Below are 20,221 nucleotides of genomic sequence, written 5' to 3' on the forward strand. Positions count from 1 at the left end.
CTTGAATAAGGGCTATTTTTTAATTGTTAATATTCCCAATACTTTACTACCACGGGTAATGGCGACCATGCTGATGGTGAAGTAAATTCACTACCTTGCATTATTGTTAATTCTTGCTCATTAAACTGTGCCATTTCTTGAATAATTGCAGCAAGAGATTGCGCTGAAAGTACACTTTGTTTCTCAATAATAGAAACCGTTTTATCTGCTTCATCTTGTGGTCTCTTTACAGTTAAAACAAACTGATTATCCTGCGTTTTATACTGCATATCATCATCTACTTGAGAAGCAATAAGCTTATCGTGTTCTGATAATCCTGAAATAAAAAGGTGGCTACTGCTCCCTTCATCATAAATAGTTACTTCACCATGGCGCTTGTTCACAATATAAACATTATGGCCCACGCCACCACTTAAATAGTCATCACCAAATTCTGAAATTAATAAGTCATTTCCGCTTCCAGCATTGAGGTTATCATTTCCCTCCCCTGCAATTAAAATATGATGTCCGTGGTTAACGACAATATGATCATCCCCCTTTCCACCATTAATCACCGAACTATTTTTATTACGATTAACAACAATATCATTCCCTTCCATTGGCTCAATTATGGATAATAAATCAACCGCCTGATTTGATTGTTTTTGAGAGGCAAGCGAATAAAATGGCGAGTGAGAAAGAGAATATGTAGACAATGTCTCTCTATTTAAGGTAAGTGATTCAGGGATCATAAGCACATCATCTTCTGCTGTTATCGTTAAATTCAGATCTGTAATAGGAACAAGTAAACGTTGCCGACTCTCTTTTGTAGGAAGAGTGAAAACTGTATTATCTTTATCAATAAAGCGAATCTGCATTCCTGATCCCCAAATAGCATTAATATGAGGGGGTTCAAAAACAAGCTTTAAGTGAATATCTGGATGATAACGATGTGATAGAACATTATTATAAAACACTAAATCAAAACCGCTCACATCAGATAAAAAGAAATGACTGGTATCATGATGAGATAGTTTTTCACTATTGTCAGGGAATAAAATATTAATTTTGTCACTTTTGTCGGAAGCTAAAAATGTTTCAATTTGATAACTGTCATTACCTGAGCTGAGTGTAACAAGCGAATTTTTTGTAATGCCAAAATAATAATTATCTTGAAAATTACCCTGAAGACCAAACCGTAAATTTTTTCCCGAAGAAAATCCACTATATTTTAGTTGTGGTGATAAGCTAATTTTTTTAGTTTTATTCGAGTATGAAAGCGATAAAAAACTACTGTTGTCATTAAGATATAATGATTGAAGATTTTCTTCAGTATTATTATATTTATCTAAATAACTAAAATCATATAACACATCATTTTCAATAGTTTTACTTTCGTTTGCCGTTAATATAAAACCATCCATTGTTGTCAAAGTATATCGATGAGCTAATAAATTATTTTCTTTGCTACTATACACATTTCTCAGCGTCATTAAATGATAAATCGATTCATTATATTTATTACCATCATTCACTTTAATATAAAAAACAATATCTTTTCCTTGACGATAGATAGAAGATATTTCATCAAAATAATAATTTAGTCTTACAACACTAGATTGTTCATCATTTTTTTCATTAATAATCGTTTCAAATTGAATATTATAATTATTTTCTAAAGAAGCTCTTAATATAAGATAGTTATCATTTCCATCACCACCTTCTGCATATCCCTCTTGTAAAACCAAAGTATCATTTCCGCCTAATCCATATAATAAATCAGCACCACCAACACCATCTAAGTAATTATCCTCTTGATTTCCATAAATAACATCATTACCCACTTCACTTCCTATAACATTTTCAACACTATCTAAATAAGCAATAACGTGCTGATCTTGTAATACAATATTAGGCATAGAATCAGTTAATTGCTTTGAATAAAGATAGTCATTTTCTTGATACAGAAAAAGCTTTGAATGAAAATTTTGACTGTTTGTTTGTTCTTCTGAATGCGTAAATTTGATGTAGTTATCTAATAAATTAACCTCATATCCTTGATATTTACTTGTCGTTTTTATAATACGAAGAGTATCGTTTCCTTCTCTACCATAAAAACGACTTGCATAAAGTGGAGATTCTGAGGTAAATAAATTAAATACATCATCTTTATTTCCTCCACTTAGCCTCTTAGTTCCATTATAGATATCAAAATTATTTTTAACGTTAGAAGGAGCAACAATAATATCATCACCATTATGAGTATTAAAATAAAAATCTTCGTTCTCGTCCCAACCAGATGAATAATATTTCCTATCCTGATTGGATTTAGTTAAATTTTCCATTACTTTATTTTCACCAAATAGCAGGATACTATTTTCTCTTGTTGTTTTTATTTTTCTAATAAAATCACCATCAACAATATTATCAAAAATAGGAGAGTCATCATCAGAAATAATATCTAGATTATAACGTTTTAATTCATCAACATAAAAATCCATATCAAAAATAAGCGTTTCATTCGTAGCAATAGCTTCTTTAGGAAGATAATATTTATACTCTGTCTTTTCTGCACGTAAATGATAAGAAAGCGAAGCTATTTTTTCTGCTTCTTCTTGATTTATATTTAATGATATTCGTTGAGAAATATATTCCCCCAAAGGATTTAAAATTGAATCTAATGTTTTCCCCATTAGATTGGGTACAACTTTATAATAATAATATTCTTGATAAATTTGTTTTTCATTAGTGTAAAAATAACGACTAAGATAAGATTGTTTTTTTATTTCCTCAAGATAACTGATCGCTTTTTTATCAATCATTGCTTCTAATTGTGTTTCTGTTTCTAAATAAATAATTTCATTTTTTTTATCAGGAATAAGATCACCCATTAAAAAGGCATAAAATCCATTATTAAGCTCTTCTAGAGGTATAAAATGAACTTTTGTTTTTGCTTCTTCGATAAGTCTTGCCGCATTATAAATTGAGGTTGCTAAAGCTATAACCGCGCCAGCAACAATACCAACAGGGCCAGCAACAGTAGAGCCTGCAAGCATCGCAATAGAAACACCTAATGTAACCAATCCCGAAACAACCGCTAAAGAGCCATTGACAATATAATCGATGCGTTGTTTTTCATTTGTACCAACTGAAATTCGGCTAAAGTTGTCGTAAGCATTATAAATATCGAATCCAATAGAAAGCACATTAAGCCCAATGCTAATTCTTGTGCTTATTTTATTGACGTATTCCAATGGGTTATGTCTATATTTTAGTAACCCTTTAGCTAAAGTAATTTCAATCATTTCAGAAAGGCCATTGTAAGCCATTTCAGACCACATAATGACTAGATTATTAATGATCTCTTTACGTTCTTTTGCGGCTAATAATGGGTCATTGAGCTGTTCGGCAAGCATAAATGTAGCGTTGATTGATTGCCACATACCAAACGTAATATTAGCGTAGCCAATTTTACTAATTATTTTCATATGCCGAGGAATATTTAACGAATTTTTCCTCAACGTACTCCAATCATTAATATCATAATTTTTACTACCTAGTTTAATGATTTCAGAGAGTCTTTTAGATGCCATTAAATAGTCAATTCTACTTGTATCATTAGAAAGTAGATGCTTAATTTTGTTTTTTTTATTATTTAATAAGGTTCTAAAAAGTGAAATGATTTTCTTATCTTCTTCACTACCAGAGAGTGAAAAAAAATAATCATTAAGATGATGAGGATCAAATATTAATTTTTCTTTCCATTTAGTCAGCGTATTTAATGAAATCGAATCTATATTTTTATTGTTTATTTTCGCACCGAGACTAATTAATAATTTTTTATCAAAAGGTATGTCATTTATTTTTACTATTTCTTTATTTTTATTAGAGGTAATATTACTCCTACTATCGAAGAAATCCAAGATATTTAAAGTACTTACTTTATTAAGTGCTTCAGCTGGTGAAGATACTTTAAGTCCCTTTTTATTAGTCTCTATATAGATAATACGTTGAAGTTTATCAATTAAATTTTTATAGCTTTTAAATGTAGAAATATTATCAAGTAATACTCGATATAAAATACCTTTTTTATTCCCATCGAAAAATGAATTAAGTAAACTCTTTGAAAATAGGCTTAGTTTTCTTATCAAGGTTGGGTTATCATAAATTGCATGAACCACTTCAATTGTTTTATTTGCTTTTTCAGCTAATGTCAGTGCTCCTTCTGATAAGGAATCCAACGATTGCCATTGCTGATATGTTATTTCCCCCATTAAATATTGATTAAATTTTTTATTAATCAATGGATCATGTATTATTTGTGTTAACTTATTCTCTATTTTTGTTTTACCTGAAACGTTAAAAAAAGCAGATAACTCATATTGATATTTTTTGTATGCATTATTTATTGAAATATCATTATTGATAAGTTTATCACTAAGTTCCTTTAGTTTTTGCCTATGCTGTTTGACATTCATATTATCAACTTTATTAATGATAGAACCGAGTTGAAAAATATTAATATCATAATGATTAATTTTAATATAATCAAAGATGTCTGATACTGTTATTTTATCTGAACAGTCATAAATAACAGTTCTAATATCTTTTTTGTAGCCTAGTTTAAACTCTTTATTATTGCGATAATTAGGATATTTTTCAGAAACGAATTGGTATAATTCCTTAGTTAACTTTTTACTTTCTTCTTTTATTTTTTCATTAAATGAAATAGGTTTTATATTATTATATTCCATCACAGAAGTAATTACATCTGATAACGCTATATTTGCAAGTAAAGGTTTATCTATATATTTTCGTTCGATAAAAGGTTTAACAATTACGCTATCCTTTGATAGAGATAATCTATTATCAATTACTTGATAAATAGGTATATTGAGTCGCTGAGCAATACCCTCAATAAAAAAATCACCATATTGATAACTTAATAACTTCTCTTTTTTAGCAAAAACAATTGTTTTTTCATTAAAAAATTGATTTTTTAAAATGATATCATGTAATTTTTCCACTTCATTTTTCTGTCTAATAGCATCTTGATTAAAAAAGCATTTATCACTATTTCCTACAACTGTAATTCGTATTCTATTTTTTAGACAATAGTCTATAAAATTATTTATTTCTGGTTTATTCTTTAAATAAAAGGCTAACTCTTCACTTTTAATACCATTATAAAAATAATTTGTAATATCATCTTGATAAAATGAATCTATATTATCAGCAATAATATTGTCTATCATTTTATCAGTAAATATTGCATTCTCAGAAAATAGAAAATTAAAATTTTCCTTGCTATCATCAAATAATAAATAGCTACAATCTATCTCATTCTTATTTTTATTTAATGATTTATCTAAAAGAGCACTAGGATCATCTTCATTAAGGTAGAAATTATTTGGATGATAATCATAATTTTTTTCACGATAGTTACTAAGAAAATAATCCTCTAACTGGGCTATTTCGTGAGTAATCATTTTATTTGTAAATTGCTGATTTGCAAAAAAGTCAAAATACAAATCATGATAAGAACTTAAATGCTCTTTTCTTTTCAAGTCTATTTTATTTTCAATAAAAACGAGTAGTTTATTTATATTTTCATGATCTTTATATTCTGATAATTTTTTATAGTTCTCTTTTAAATGTAACTTATTTCTATCTTCAATTAGTAATGTATTTTTTAATTCCGAAATATCAATCCCTTTAATTACCTCATTCAAGTACTGATAATCTCCTTTAAATTCAATAGTATAATCATACCCATCTATACCTGCACTTCTATTTTTATCTAATAATAAATAAGGGCTTTCAATAATATTATTATAAATAAAATTACTGATACCCTTTTTCCCTTCATTAATTTCATTAATCATTAATTGATAAAATTTGGCAGCAACTGAACTATTTTTTTCAGATAATACAATTAAATTATCTTTTCCATAGATTAATTCATCATAAAATAGTTTATTCTCTAATTTTTCTTTTACTTTATTTAATACATTAACAATTGATATATTTTTATTCTCTTTATTAAAATTCTCTATTTTGTTAATAAGAGAAAAACTTGCTACTAATTTGTCAAAGTATATATTTCCTTTTAATACATCAATTAAAGAAGTTATTTCATTTAATAATTTTGTTTTATTTCCTTTTAATAAATAACTATTAATCTTAATCAACTCACTGTAATATATATCATTAAATTCAATATAACCCTTATCTTTCCTTATTTCTTGAAAAGAATCAAATGTAGCTTCTTGAATACTAATATCACCATTATCGCTTTTATTTAAGATAATCTTACTGGCTTTATCGTTTTTTATTATCTGAGAAAGGTAATTTTTTATTAAATAAATCCCTTCATCGACATTTGAATCTTTTACAATAACTTCTATAATTTTGTTATCTCTGTTAAGCTCAACAATAAGATCTCGCTGCTCATTATAATGAATAATGCGTCCTGTAATGTTGTCATTGAAAGGCAATGAAAAACCTATTTTCTTTATATTTTCAGCAATACCTTTATTTATCTCTGTATTATTATAATCCCAAACACTTTGGTAATTTGAAATTTCACTTTTTTTATATTCATCGAAAATAATATATTTTTCATTATTAACTTCATGTGGACCATAAAAATCCATTTTATTCTCTAATACTTCATTTATAGGTTTAATACTAGAATATTCTAACAATTCACTATTAGAATCAAACAAAGAAAATTTATAATTATTTTCAGAGTATTTTTTATATGAAATAGCAATAGCATGATCTTTAAACCCAATAATAGCGTAATAGTCATCATTATTTTTCATAATATATTCTAAGTATTCATTAATTTTATTTTTATCAAATACTATTTTTTCTACATGTGATCCTTTTAATCCTCGACTCTCTAATATTTGGCTATATTCAATTGATTTTATTGAATCAAAAATAAAATATTGTACTTTTTTATTTAATCTTTCCATTTGGAAATGTTGAGAAAATATAATATTTTTTATTTCTTTGATTAGATTTAATACTTCATACTCTTGTATACTACTAAATAAAATAGAATCAAGTTTATCAACTATAGTTTCTTTTTCACTTTGATAAGAACGTATATTTTCTTTTAACCAGAATAAGTATTTATTACCTCCTTCTAAACCGCCATTTCTAACTTCAACTAAATAATTTAAACTCAATCCATAACATAATCCAGCTAAATTATGAATATGGCTAAAATCATAATTAGTTTCTGTTGAAGTAATTAAATTAACTCTGCTCATTACTCTTTCTAAAGGTTTTAATAAATCAATATATTGTGAGAACTTTTTTATAATATTATTTTTTATTTTAGTAATGAACCAACCCGTACCCACTTTGTAAAGTAAATGTTCTCCACTTTCTATTATCTGATTATATTTAGATTTTGCAATTGTAAATGCTTCTTCTATATCACCAACATAAATATGTAATACCTTTTCTGTATTTTCTAATTTATCTCTGATAATAAAAATATTTTTATATGAATAACTTTCATTTAGTTCAATAGAAATGTATTCATTAACACTTATTTGTTTCTTTTTCTTAATGTCATTAATTATCTCCCTAATAATATCTTTATTATTTACCTTCCAACTTTCCGTATTATTAAAGTAGCTAACATATTCTTTCCTATTATAAAAACGATAATATAAAAAATCACTATTACTATTATCACTTATAAGATTATAAATTTTATTTATTAATTCATTTTTATTATAAAAAAATTTAGCATATCCATCAAAATTAATAATTTTAAAATCATTATTTTCACTATCTATTTGTATAAATAACTTATTATTTTCAAACTCCAAATAGTAATCACCAGATAAATTATTCTGAATTAATAGTTTCAATCGTTCTTTTTGAATTTTACTGGGTTCTCTACTTGCTAATTTAGCACTATTAAAAAACAAGGTTTCTATACTTGAATTGATTTCTTTCCTAATAAAATCAATATCTTTCGTAAAATCATTTTTATAGTACAGCAAAAAATTATTATCTATTTTTTCTAAGAATTCATTTGCAGCATATTCATTTTTAGAAATAAAAATAGAAATATAATTCTCAGTTAATATTCTTTTTATAGAATTTATCTTGAAAAATAATTCAGACCTATTTTCTTTTATATGATTTTCTATTTTCAATACAATACTATTAATATTATCTTTAAACGTTACTTCTTTGAATCCATTCATATTTAATTTCCTTATTTCTAATTAATTTGCCTACTGGAAATAAAATATATAAATTTATTTTTATCTTTTTTAAATACTGATTTTCCTATTTTAGATAAAAAAATAGCCCAACATTTTGTTGAGCTATTTAATTAAATACATATCTAATTATTTAATACGGTTATTATTTGGGTGCTCGTTCAAGTAAAAATGCACGTAATTGAGCAAAATCAGCAGATAAGAAATGTGAGAGTAACTCTTTATCTGCACGCTCAGCAAGCTCTTTAGGTAATGGTAATTCACCACCTAAAATACGTTCAACGCTTTCTTTAAACTTCGCTGGATGAGCCGTTCCTAAAAATAAACCATATTCACCGTCTTGAAGTTCATCGCGCAGTAAACGATATGCAATTGCAGCGTGTGGTTCTGAAATATAGCCTTTCTTCGCAAGTTCACGTACTGTTTCTTCTGTTGTTTCATCACTCACTGAACCATGAGCAAGATCAGAAAGATCCCAACCTTTACGGCGATACAATTCTTCAATACGTGGCCAGTTATTTGGCTGGCTAACGTCCATTGCATTAGAAAGTGTTGCAACAGTACGATGAGGCTCCCATTTACCATTATCTAAATAGCGAGGAACAGTGTCATTCACGTTAGTTGCTGCAATAAAACGCTTAACCGGTAATCCCATTGATTTAGCCAATAAACCAGCCGTTAAATCACCAAAGTTACCGCTTGGCACTGAAATCACTAACTGTTCATGTTTTTCAGCTGGAATTTGAGCAACTGCTTCAAAGTAATAACAAATTTGAGCAAGTAATCGGCTGATATTAATAGAGTTTGCTGAGTTCAAATACATTGTTTTCTTTAAGAACTCATCATCAAAAGCTTGTTTTACTAATGATTGGCAAGCATCAAAGTCATCTTTAATTGCAACAGTGTGAATATTTTCACCTAATGTACAGAACAGTTTTTCCTGTAACGGGCTAATTTTGCCTTCAGGATAAAGAATAACAACTTGTACATTTTCTAATTTATAGAAAGCATGAGCAACAGCGGCCCCCGTGTCACCTGATGTTGCCGTTAAAATAGTCACTGGTTGGTTGCCAGCAACTTCTGACAACATTTGCGCCATAAAGCGACCACCAAAGTCTTTAAATGCCAGTGTTGGGCCATGGAAAAGCTCTAAACAACTCACATCATCTTCAACTTGAGTTACTGGTGCTGGGAATGTAAATGCTGTGCTAATACGTTTTACTAATATATCAGCAGGAATTTCATCACCAATAAAGGCCGTTAAAATACGGCTACTACGTGTTGCAAAATCAAGTGCTAATAATTCATCAATTTCAGCTTTAGAAAACGAAGGTAAGTCTTGTGGAAAAAAGAGCCCTTGCTGTTTACCCAAACCTTGTTTTACTGCTTGAGCAAAACTGACTTGCTCTTGATTATCTTTCAAATTATATAATTTCATGACTTACCCTATCTGTCTTGCGCCACGCGTATCTATACGGCAGATATGTACAAAGCCTTCACTGTTTTGTACGTAGTTTTGTTTCAGCCATTCGGCCATCTCTTGTGCGATTTCTAACGAATCACTAATCGTAAAAATAGTAGGCCCTGAGCCTGAAATGCCACAAGCTAATGCGCCTTTCTTCTGTGAAGCCTCTCTGGCTTTTTCAAACCCAGGAAGAAGTTGAGTGCGATAAGGCTCAGCAATCACATCTTGCATCAAATTAGCGGCTAATCCTGATTGCTGAGTATGACAAGCATGAATAAAGCCAGATAAATAACGACCGTGGTTAATAATGTCAGCTTTAGAGTATTGTTTTGGTAAAATCGCTCTAGCTTCTGCCGTAGAAACCTTAATCCCTGGATATGCCATAACCCAATACCAATCATCAAAAGTTGGTACAGACTGACAAATAGTGCCATTCTGTTCCAAAATAAGTTGTAACCCACCTAAATAACAAGGCGCAACATTATCATAGTGAACACTACCTGAAATACGTCCTTCAAGCTCCCCCATCATCAGCAACAATTGCCTTTCACCAAAAGGCTTTTGAGCAAATTCATTAAGCGCAACCAATGCCGCAACAACAGAACAAGCACTTGATCCTAAACCAGAACCAATTGGCATATTTTTCTCAAGTGTCATTGCAACAGGAAGTTCTTTGCCTAACTTCTCACAAAACAACTGCCAACATTGATACACAATATTTTGCTTAGGATCTGAAGGTAATTTGCTAACAAAGTGCCCTTTACTTTCAAGTGTAAATGCCGAAGCCGCTTCAACGGTGACACAGTCACCCAGTAATTGCCCATCAATAGGTGAAACTGCCACGCCAAGGACATCGAATCCGACACTCACGTTGCCTATTGATGCTGGTGCATAAACTTTAACCACGCTTAAACTCCCAATTTCCATGATAAGGTACGTAATACATCTGCAAATACCCCAGCAGCAGTAACATCATTACCAGCACCATATCCACGTAATACCAATGGAATAGGTTGATAGTAGCGAGTGTAAAAGGCTAAAGCATTTTCACCATTTTTCACTTTAAACAGAGGATCATTTGCATCAACTGCCATTATCTTAACTTGGCATTTACCTTCATTGATGATGCCAACATAACGTAATACCTTACCTGCTTTTTGTGCTTCTTCGACTTTAGCATCAAATTCAACATCAACTTGAGGTAAACGATTTAAGAAGCTTGCTACATCACCTGAGCTATCAAATGAAACAGGCAGTACAGGCTCTACATCGATATCACTTAGTTCTAATTTATAACCCGCTTCACGCGCTAAAATAAGCAGTTTACGCGCAACATCCATACCTGAAAGGTCATCACGAGGATCTGGCTCAGTAAAGCCTTTATCTTTTGCTGAAAGAGTTGCTTCAGATAAGCTTTTACCTTCATCTAATTGACCAAAAATGTAAGATAATGATCCTGAAAGAATACCATTAAATTGAACTAACTCATCGCCTGCATTTAGCAAGTTTTGTAAGTTCTCAATAACAGGTAAACCTGCACCTACGTTAGTGTCATATAAGAACTTACGGCGTGAAGCTTCCGCAGCCTGTCGAATTTGATAGTAATAATCCATCGACAACGTATTCGCTTTTTTGTTTGGTGTAACCACGTTAAAGCCATTTTGTAAGAAATTTGCGTATTGTTGCGCAATTTCTTCGTTTGATGTGCAATCAACGATCACTGGATTTAAGAAGTGGTACTCTTTTTCTAAACGAATAAGTTGGCTAAAGCTAAAAGGCTCTTTGGCTTCTTTTAAAGCTTGTTGCCAATTATTTAAATCAATACCTTGCATATCTGTCAGCATGGCTCTTGAGTTAGCAATGCCACATACTCGAAGATCGATATGCTTATTTTTCAACCATGCTTGTTGGCGATGGATCTGTTCAATTAACGCGCTGCCGACACCACCAACACCAACAATAAAGACTTCAACAATTTGATTGGTGTTGAAAAGCATTTGATGGCACAAACGCACAGCATTGGTTGCTGAATCATTAGCAATAACGGCTGAAATTGAGCGTTCTGAAGAACCTTGTGCAATAGCTACAATATTAATATTGCCACGAGTTAATGCAGAGAAGAAGCGCGCTGAAATCCCTTTTAAAGTACGCATACCATCACCGACAACAGAGATGATAGCGACGTTTTCCATGATATCTAATGGATCTAGTACACCATCTTTTAATTCTAAATAAAATTCATCTGATAATGCTTTTTGCGCTCTAATAAGTTCTTTTTGTGGCACACAAAAGCTGATGCTGTATTCAGAAGAAGATTGTGTAATCAGGACAACAGAAATACCCGCTCTCGACATAACAGAGAATACACGAGCAGCCATTCCCACCATACCTTTCATACCGGGGCCTGATACGTTGATCATCGCCATATTATTAAGGTTGGTGATCCCTTTAACGGGTGTACTATCGTCTTTTTGACCATCACCAATTAATGTACCCGGAGCATCTGGATTGCCTGTGTTTTTTATTAAACAAGGAATTTGGAATTGGGCGATAGGTGCAATTGTACGAGGGTGAAGTACTTTAGCACCAAAGTAAGAGAGTTCCATCGCTTCTTGATATGACATGCCTTTTAACAGGCGAGCATCAGGCACTAAACGAGGATCACAAGTATAAACACCGTCAACATCTGTCCAAATTTCACAACACTCTGCACGTAAGCAAGCAGCTAATACAGCAGCGGAGTAGTCAGAACCATTACGGCCTAATACCACGAGTTCATTTTTCTCATTACCCGCAGTAAAACCTGCCATTAAAATCATATCGTCTTTTGCGATATTGAGTTCTAAGATGCGGCGTGTAGATTCAGGAATATCAACAGTAGATTCTAAATAATGACCTTGCGCGAGCAAATTTTTGACTGGATCGATTACAGTGACATTGTAGCCACGAGCCTGTAAAACAGATTCCATAATGGCGATAGAAAGCTTTTCACCACGACAAATCATCGCTGCATTGATGCTATCAGGGCATTGTCCTAATAAAGAGATCCCATGAAGAATATGTTTGATCTCTGCAAATTCACGCTCAACTTTGTCTTTTAAGCGTTCATAATCAAAACCAGGCTGTTTTTCTCTTAGACCTTGTAATAAGTTGGCAAAAATTTGCTCGGCTTCTCGTACTTGAGTGAGAGGATCTTCGCCTTCTGCCGTTTTTTCAATCATTGCAACCAAGTAGTTAGTTATCTTGGCTGGTGCTGATAATACAAGAGCGACTTGTCCCTGCTCTCTTTTTTTCTCAGCAATATCAGCAACATTCAGCACACGCTCTGCGTTGGCAACTGAAGTTCCCCCAAATTTTAACACTCGCATACAGCTCTCCTGATTTTTCACCCAAAAAAAAACCCGCATTTCTCAATGCGGGCTTTTTCGATTTTCGTTTTTTATATGCGACAGCCCGCCCCGCAATATAAGATTCCGGTGGTGGTGGTAATAATTGTCATTTTAGCTGGGCTGTAAATACGCATAACTATCCTGTCTGTCTCAAAATTAGTTTGACTATATACTGGTTAAAGCAAAGCGAGAGAGATGTCAAATTTTTTCTTTTTTTTCACCGAAAAATAAACTCAACTTAAATGAAATATATTCGATCCTTACCTCTATTGTAGTATAGATATTGCTATCACAAAGGGATAAACAAAGAAAATAAAGCTACCATTTTAGGGTTATTTGGGGATTTGTACTTTTATAAGGAATAAGGTATTTTATGCTAGTTTAAATTGTGTAACAAAACTGGAAAAAAAAATAAACCCCACTATATTTAACATATATTTTTCTTTTACATTACATAAATCAAATTATATAGTTAACTATTGAAATCAAGGTTAAGCTGTTATCTTGATTTTGATATGTGTCAACAAAAGTTAGCTTTTTAGATGGTATTTAATACAACTGGTGTTATATTGCTGTTAATAGACTATGGGCGTTTTGCATTCTGATTTTAGCGTTCATTGTCGATTAAAATTGCAAGTTTTGTAATAACGTGATGGTTATTTATCGAATTTCAATCTGGGTCTAGTTTTTACGTGCTAATAACAAAAATGAATAACCACACAAATGCACACAGAAGTTAAACACAGATTCCCTTTTTCTATTTTTGGTAATTTTAGGTAGCAAATATGCAAACCCCGCACATTCTGATTGTTGAAGACGAAGTTGTTACTCGTAATACCCTGAAAAGCATATTCGAAGCTGAAGGGTATATAGTACACGAAGCCACTGATGGCAACGAAATGCACAATGTTCTATCTGATCATGATATTAATCTGGTCATTATGGACATTAATCTTCCTGGTAAAAATGGGCTATTACTTGCTCGTGAATTACGTGAACAGGCAAGTGTTGCATTAATGTTCCTAACAGGTCGTGATAATGAAGTAGATAAAATCTTAGGTCTAGAAATTGGTGCCGATGATTACATTACTAAACCATTTAACCCTCGTGAATTAACGATTCGTGCACGTAACTTACTGTCACGTACCATGAATTTAGTTAATGGCACAGAAGAACGTCGTTTAGTTGAAAGCTATAAATTCAATGGTTGGGAGCTTGATATTAACAGTCGCTCACTAATCAGCCCTGCTGGTGAACAATATAAATTACCACGCAGTGAATTTCGTGCGATGCTACATTTCTGCGAGAACCCAGGAAAAATCCAAACTCGTGCAGAATTACTGAAGAAAATGACAGGCCGTGAACTGAAGCCTCATGATCGTACTGTTGACGTAACCATCCGTCGTATTCGTAAGCATTTTGAATCAACACCAGATACACCAGAAATCATTGCAACAATTCATGGTGAAGGTTATCGCTTCTGTGGTGATTTAGACGAGTGATTTGATCCAACCTCAAACACTTAACTAATAAAAAACCCCTGAATGATATTCGGGGGTTTTCTTTTATCTAAAGAAGGGTTAATAAAATCACAAAAGGTGAAAATTGATCTCAGCAATTGTTTTGAAAAAAAATATAACTTATTTTTAAAAAAACTTTTAAACCTTATTCGTATTAATTTTATTAACCATTAATTTCTTTAGCAAATAAAAATCACTCTTTCCACGGCATAATAGGTACTGCACTAATCGCATTTTTTGGCGAACCATCAATGACTTTATCTGAGTAAGTCAGGTAAACCAGAGCGTGACGCTGTTTATCGTAAAAACGTACAACTTGAAGCTTTTTAAATACAAGTGATGTTCTTTTCTGGAAAACAACATCGCCATTATTTTTACCTTTAATAACCTTTTCACTTAGTTCAATAGGCCCTACTTGCTGGCAAGAGATAGCTGCATCAGCAGTATCTTCAGCAAGACCTAAACTTCCTGAAATGCCCCCAGTTTTTGCTCGGCTTAAATAACATGTGACATTTTTAACTTCAGGATCATCAAATGCTTCAATCACAATTTTATGGTTAGCGCCAAAAAACTTAAATACCGTATCCACGTAGCCAATTTCTTCTGCTTTTGCCATCAAAGAAAAAGGGAGTAAGATAGATACTGCTAGCATCTTTTTGAAATTTAACATATTTACCTTGTTCCATTGAAAAGATGAAAAAATAATTCCGTCTAGAATAAAACAATCCATTACTAACTGATAGAAGAATTTGTGTACATTAGTCGATGAAAAAGACTATATTTTACGATTGTCTAACAATATAACTTGTTATAGATGTTCAGGCTATTTACCATCTACAGCAATAAATAAACGAATATGACTAAGGGAGATGTATGGATCAAACCAACATCATACGTGATTTGCTCGCTTGGCTTGATAGTAACCTAGATAAGCCATTATCCCTCGATAATGTCGCAACTAAAGCAGGTTACTCCAAGTGGCATCTACAACGCATGTTTAAAGAAGTTACAGGACAAGCGATTGGTTCTTATATTCGTTCAAGGCGCCTATCCCGAGCAGCCGTTGCATTACGTTTAACGAGCCGCCCTATTTTAGACATTGCTTTGCAATATCGTTTTGATTCTCAACAGACTTTTACCCGCGCTTTTAAAAAGCAATTTGATAGAACACCCGCTCTTTATCGCCGTTCTGATGAATGGTGTGCGGTAGGAATTTGTCCACCAATTACCTTAGATCCTCAAAATTTACCTAAATGGGAATTCGTAACACTATCTGAGAAGAAATTAATTGGTATTGAGCAAACTTGTAGCCATACCCTTGAGCAATGGGCTGAAGCCTGCTCTAACATGCGTCAAACCTTCTGGCGCTACTATATGAGTAAGATAAGCGCCGTTCCTCATCAAGTGTATGGGCTTCATCACGCCCAACATAGCGATGAGCATGAAGACGAACAACGCGTACTTTATACAACTGCCGTTGAGCCAGATTACGCAACGTTTATTGATGATGATGCAGCAAATGAAGTCTCTCTCGCTGGCGGTGATTATATTCGCTTTGATTTTGAAGGTGAGGCAAAACGAGGCGCAATGCAGGAGTTTTTATTCCTAATTTATGGTGTCTGTTTACCCAATATGGGATTAACACGCCGTAAAGGCTATGACGTTGAAAAATACTATCTTAAAAATGTGCGTTACAGCAATGAGATGGTGACTGAACCACAAGATCATATCGAACGTTTTGAATATTACATTCCCATTAAACGTGAAGATGTAACCGCATAATAAAAAGCTCTCTTTGTGATATGAAAAAGAGAGCTTTTATTTTTTAGCGCTGAACTTCATCTAGTGCAGTATCAGTAAGATGACTTACATCACCTGCCGTTTCAATCACCCAACCATTGGCAAGCCAAGGGCTATTTTGATAGTCAACGCGTGAAATCGAGCAATTACGCAATCTTAAACGACGTTCTGCATATGCAGGTAATCCCAACACTGTGCTCAGTAAGCACCCTAAAGCAATACCATGACTGACTAAGAGAGGACGGCTATTTTCGGGTAAATCTAGACATTGATTTAGCGCAGCCTGCATACGACTTGCTAATTCTGCCATTGATTCTCCTTGGGGAATTCGCCCATCAGGTGTACCATCAATCAAACTCTTGCGCCAAGCCTCTTCTTGTGTCTTTAATGTTGCGATCTCTCGCTGTTCAAGAACGCCCATATTGAGTTCACGTAAACGTGGGTCAGTTATCACTTCACAGCCACAAGCTTGTGCAATGATTTCTGCCGTTTGACGAGTGCGGCCAAGATCGCTTGAGATAATGTGGGTAATGCCTGCTGATTTTACTTTTTCAGCAACTTGCTGTGCTTGACGCACACCATTTGCAGTTAGTGGGCTATCAGATTGCCCTTGAATACGTCTCGCCACGTTCCATTCAGTTTCACCGTGGCGAACAAGATAGACCTGTAACATACATTTTTTCCGTTATACTGCTCTAATTTTTCAAAGGATGATTAATTCATTATGTATCATGTCATTGCAGCCACTACGAATCCAGCAAAAATCAACGCGATAAAACTCGCCTTTGAGCAAGTATTCGGTAAAGATACCTTTGATATTGAAGATATTAATGTCGATAGTCGTGTTCCACAGCAACCTATCGGAAATACAGAAACGAGAACTGGCGCACGTCAACGTGTGATGGCGGCTCGTCAAGTTCGCCCTGAAGCTGATTTTTGGGTTGGCGTCGAAGCCGGTATTGAAGATGATATGACCTTTGCTTGGATTGTTGTTGAACATGCTCAAATTCGTGGAGAATCACGCTCTGCAAGCCTTATGCTACCAGAACAGATCTTAAAAGGGATCCGTGAAGGTCGCGAGCTTGGCGATGAAATGGCTTTCTTAACAAAGATTGATAATATTAAACAGCGCGGTGGTGCGATTGGTTATTTTACTGATGGCCTACTTAGTCGTACTTCTGTGTATCAACAAGCATTAGTGCTGGCATTAGTGCCCGTCACTCATGATATCTATAAAGAACTTAATCAAAAAGAAGATTAATAATTAATCTGATACGTTTTTTAGATAAATCAGCTTTTAGATAAATAAGAAACAAAAAAAGCCATTTAATCAAATAATTAAATGGCTTTTTTATTACTCTAGTTCACATCATAACAACGCGACTATTTTTTTGTCATTAGCTCTTTTTCAAGCCATAATTTCACGTCATGTGGCGCTGTTTTTAAACTATTAGAGCCTCTAGTGATGGTGGCAATACCAACGCCTAACTCTTCTTTTAACTCACGTTGACTTAAATCGCCTCGCATTAGCTCTTGCACAATACGGACTCGCGTTGCCAAAGCACTACGTTCATCAGGTGTCATTAAAAGTTGTAAAATAGGAAATTGCACATCTTGCTCAAAAGCATGTTGTAATAACGCAACAAATCTTAGCCAGTGCTCATTCTCTTCAGGTGATAATGCAGGATCTTGCATCGTGGGAACCTCTTTTTGCCACACTCATTAACTAGTACACAATATAACATACTTTGCTAATGTACAAAGAGGCTCCGACGATAAATCCGCGCTATTATCTCTTAATAACGACTATTCCACTCATTTTGAGTCAGTACAGGCTGCTGTTCACCCGCAAAGTAGCTATAGAAAACTGCAAAAGAGAGTACATTTTTGACATAACCTCGCGTTTCAGCAAAAGGGATACTTTCAACAAACGCTATCGCATCTAATTGACCATTTGCATCAGATAACCAACGATCAACGCGCGCAGGCCCTGCATTATACGCAGCACTTGCTAAAATACGGTTCTGGTTAAAACGTTGATAGACAGAATCAAGATAAGCTGTACCAATCTCAATATTCTTCACAGGATTTGTTAACTGCGCACTACTAACATAGCCCGTAATACCCGCCTGTTTTACCGTAAACTCAGCCGTTTTTGGCATTACCTGCATTAAACCTGTTGCACCCGCTGAAGAGCGTGCTTGTGGGTTCCAGGCACTTTCTTGACGAGCAATTGCCATCGCATAATTGCGGTCTATCGATTTATCTTTCGTGTATTGCTCAAACTCATTTTTCCAAGCAAGAGGGAAACGTTCTTCTAGATGATCCCACATTTTACCTGTGATCGTGGCCTGTACTGCTAAATCAGCCCATTTTTGCTCATACGCATAACGCGCTAATTCAGACTGTATTTGCGCAGGCTGTGAAGCAACATAGTTTGCCCACTCTGATCGCGCTAAGTTGTCCATTTGCCAATACATTAGCTCACGAACGCGCTGTACTTCTGGCTGATTAGGAATACTTGGTGAAACACTGGGTGCCTTATCTATCACCATCACATAAGGCTTACCTAATTTGGTCGCTGCAACCATGGGGTAAAAACCACGATTTTGTGTCAGCGCTTCTAAAATAGCTTGTGCTTCACTGTTTTTACCTTGTGATTGCAACACCATTGCACGCCAATAACGCCACTCTTCCTTATTTTTACTTTCAGGTGAGAGTCTTTCTAACCACAATGCCAATTCAGCTGGTTGGTTTTGGCTTAATGCTAGTCGTACTCGACGCTCACGCAATGTATCAGATGCAGTGTCTTGAATAACGCTATCACGCCATTTTACCTGCTCTGGTGTCGCATAAGGCATATATTGCCACGCCACAGTATCGCGCATTAGCTGACGTTCACTCGCCGTCATTTTTTGAGCATGTGCAATATTATCAATTTGTGCTCGAGCAGCATCTGCGTCTTTTCTTGCCCAACGAGAAAATGCAGATTGTATGATTGAGCGAGAAAAATCTGTTGGTGAAAGAGCGGTTGCATAGCGCCCCACTAAGTTTGGATAGTCTTGTAATTCAACCAAAGCATCGCTAATGGTTTGATAATTCTGAGGAAGACGCCGTGCCAAGTAAGCAGCAAGTCCCGTATTACCATTTTTAATCGCTAAGTTAATTCGCTCTAACACTAGTTCTGGAGTTAATTGATTCGCCTTTTGCCATTCATCAAAAAGAGCATCGCAACTTGATGGCATTGAGGTGCCATTTAGCCATGCTTCTTTAGCACCTACCCACGCGGTTTGAATATCGCCTGTTGCCCATTTTGCATAATAATAATTACATCTTGCAGCTTTAGGGTTAGGTGGATTTGGGCTAAAAGTCAGTAAGTTTTGCCACTCTTGGCGTTTTGCCAATTCATTTACAAATAGAGAGGGAAGTGCTTTTGCTGGTGGCAATGTAGGATATTTAGCTACAAATTCAGTGACTACAGCTGGTGCAATCACATCAAGATTGTCCGTAATTTGACGGTATTCCAAATAGGGATAAAGTGGGTAACTTTGCAATGTTGGGAGTAATTTTTCTACTTCATCTGTTTTTTTAAGATCCCATGCAGCTTTAATTTCTTGATAACGAACACGTTGTTCACTTAATGAATCCGCTTGTGCCCATGTAGAAAAACACAATGCGCCTATTGCTACTGCTAATGACCATGTTTGCTTCACCACGTAATTTCTCCCACTTCAAATAGAACCACCAAAGACTGAATACATTAGCTAATATGATAATCATTAACAATGTAAGTTCCCCTCTTTAAGAGAAATT

At 33.8% G+C, this 20,221-nt stretch carries 11 protein-coding genes; 3 read left to right on the forward strand and 8 right to left on the reverse strand.

The genetic code is table 11. From position 1 onward, the window contains the following. Positions 1 to 26: 26 nt before the first annotated feature. The 4 genes from C0T34_RS07735 to thrA form a co-directional block, all read right to left on the reverse strand. On the reverse strand, positions 27 to 8,216 hold the full coding sequence (locus tag C0T34_RS07735; protein WP_109849970.1) for an RTX toxin: 8,190 nt from the start codon (positions 8,214 to 8,216) through the stop codon (positions 27 to 29). A 163-nt stretch (positions 8,217 to 8,379) separates the two neighbouring features. Beyond that, the gene (gene thrC, locus C0T34_RS07740; protein ID WP_109849971.1) at positions 8,380 to 9,672 is read right to left on the reverse strand and encodes a threonine synthase; all 1,293 of its coding nucleotides are present in this window, start codon (positions 9,670 to 9,672) and stop codon (positions 8,380 to 8,382) included. Positions 9,673 to 9,675: 3 nt separating this feature from the next. Next, positions 9,676 to 10,626 carry a homoserine kinase gene (gene thrB, locus C0T34_RS07745; protein WP_109849972.1) on the reverse strand — a complete coding sequence of 317 codons (951 nt, stop codon included), beginning with the start codon at positions 10,624 to 10,626 and terminating at the stop codon, positions 9,676 to 9,678. Beyond that, positions 10,608 to 13,067, reverse strand: a complete 2,460-nt coding sequence (gene thrA, locus C0T34_RS07750; protein ID WP_098941168.1) for a bifunctional aspartate kinase/homoserine dehydrogenase I — start codon at positions 13,065 to 13,067, stop codon at positions 10,608 to 10,610. Before thrA ends, thrB begins: the two co-directional genes overlap by 19 nt. A gap of 806 nt (positions 13,068 to 13,873) precedes the next feature. On the opposite strand from thrA, the gene arcA reads away from it, so the two are divergent. Next, on the forward strand, positions 13,874 to 14,590 hold the full coding sequence (gene arcA / locus C0T34_RS07755) for a two-component system response regulator ArcA (RefSeq protein ID WP_006535263.1): 717 nt from the start codon (positions 13,874 to 13,876) through the stop codon (positions 14,588 to 14,590). 211 nt (positions 14,591 to 14,801) lie between these two features. On the opposite strand, the gene creA is transcribed toward arcA, so the two are convergent. Next, positions 14,802 to 15,278 carry a protein CreA gene (gene creA / locus C0T34_RS07760; RefSeq protein WP_023580951.1) on the reverse strand — a complete coding sequence of 159 codons (477 nt, stop codon included), beginning with the start codon at positions 15,276 to 15,278 and terminating at the stop codon, positions 14,802 to 14,804. A 203-nt stretch (positions 15,279 to 15,481) separates the two neighbouring features. Between creA and robA the strand changes: the two genes are divergently transcribed. Then, positions 15,482 to 16,390 carry an MDR efflux pump AcrAB transcriptional activator RobA gene (gene robA / locus C0T34_RS07765; RefSeq protein ID WP_109849973.1) on the forward strand — a complete coding sequence of 303 codons (909 nt, stop codon included), beginning with the start codon at positions 15,482 to 15,484 and terminating at the stop codon, positions 16,388 to 16,390. A 43-nt stretch (positions 16,391 to 16,433) separates the two neighbouring features. Here the strand turns inward: robA and gpmB are convergent, their stop codons facing one another. Further along, on the reverse strand, positions 16,434 to 17,081 hold the full coding sequence (gene gpmB / locus C0T34_RS07770; RefSeq protein ID WP_088493770.1) for a 2,3-diphosphoglycerate-dependent phosphoglycerate mutase GpmB: 648 nt from the start codon (positions 17,079 to 17,081) through the stop codon (positions 16,434 to 16,436). A 51-nt stretch (positions 17,082 to 17,132) separates the two neighbouring features. On the opposite strand from gpmB, the gene yjjX reads away from it, so the two are divergent. Continuing rightward, the gene (gene yjjX / locus C0T34_RS07775) at positions 17,133 to 17,669 is read left to right on the forward strand and encodes an inosine/xanthosine triphosphatase (RefSeq protein WP_098941170.1); all 537 of its coding nucleotides are present in this window, start codon (positions 17,133 to 17,135) and stop codon (positions 17,667 to 17,669) included. A 122-nt stretch (positions 17,670 to 17,791) separates the two neighbouring features. Here yjjX and trpR read toward each other — a convergent pair whose 3' ends face one another. Both trpR and sltY read right to left on the reverse strand, forming a co-directional pair. Further along, a complete protein-coding gene (gene trpR / locus C0T34_RS07780) occupies positions 17,792 to 18,103 on the reverse strand; it encodes a trp operon repressor (protein WP_075671359.1) in 312 nt (103 codons plus the stop codon). Between the two features lie 101 nt (positions 18,104 to 18,204). Further along, entirely contained in the window at positions 18,205 to 20,124 is a 1,920-nt protein-coding gene (gene sltY / locus C0T34_RS07785) for a murein transglycosylase (RefSeq protein WP_098941171.1), read from the reverse strand. Between the last annotated feature and the right edge of the window lie 97 nt (positions 20,125 to 20,221).

Source organism: Proteus sp. CA142267, from assembly GCF_003336825.1.
GTDB lineage: Bacteria > Pseudomonadota > Gammaproteobacteria > Enterobacterales > Enterobacteriaceae > Proteus > Proteus terrae.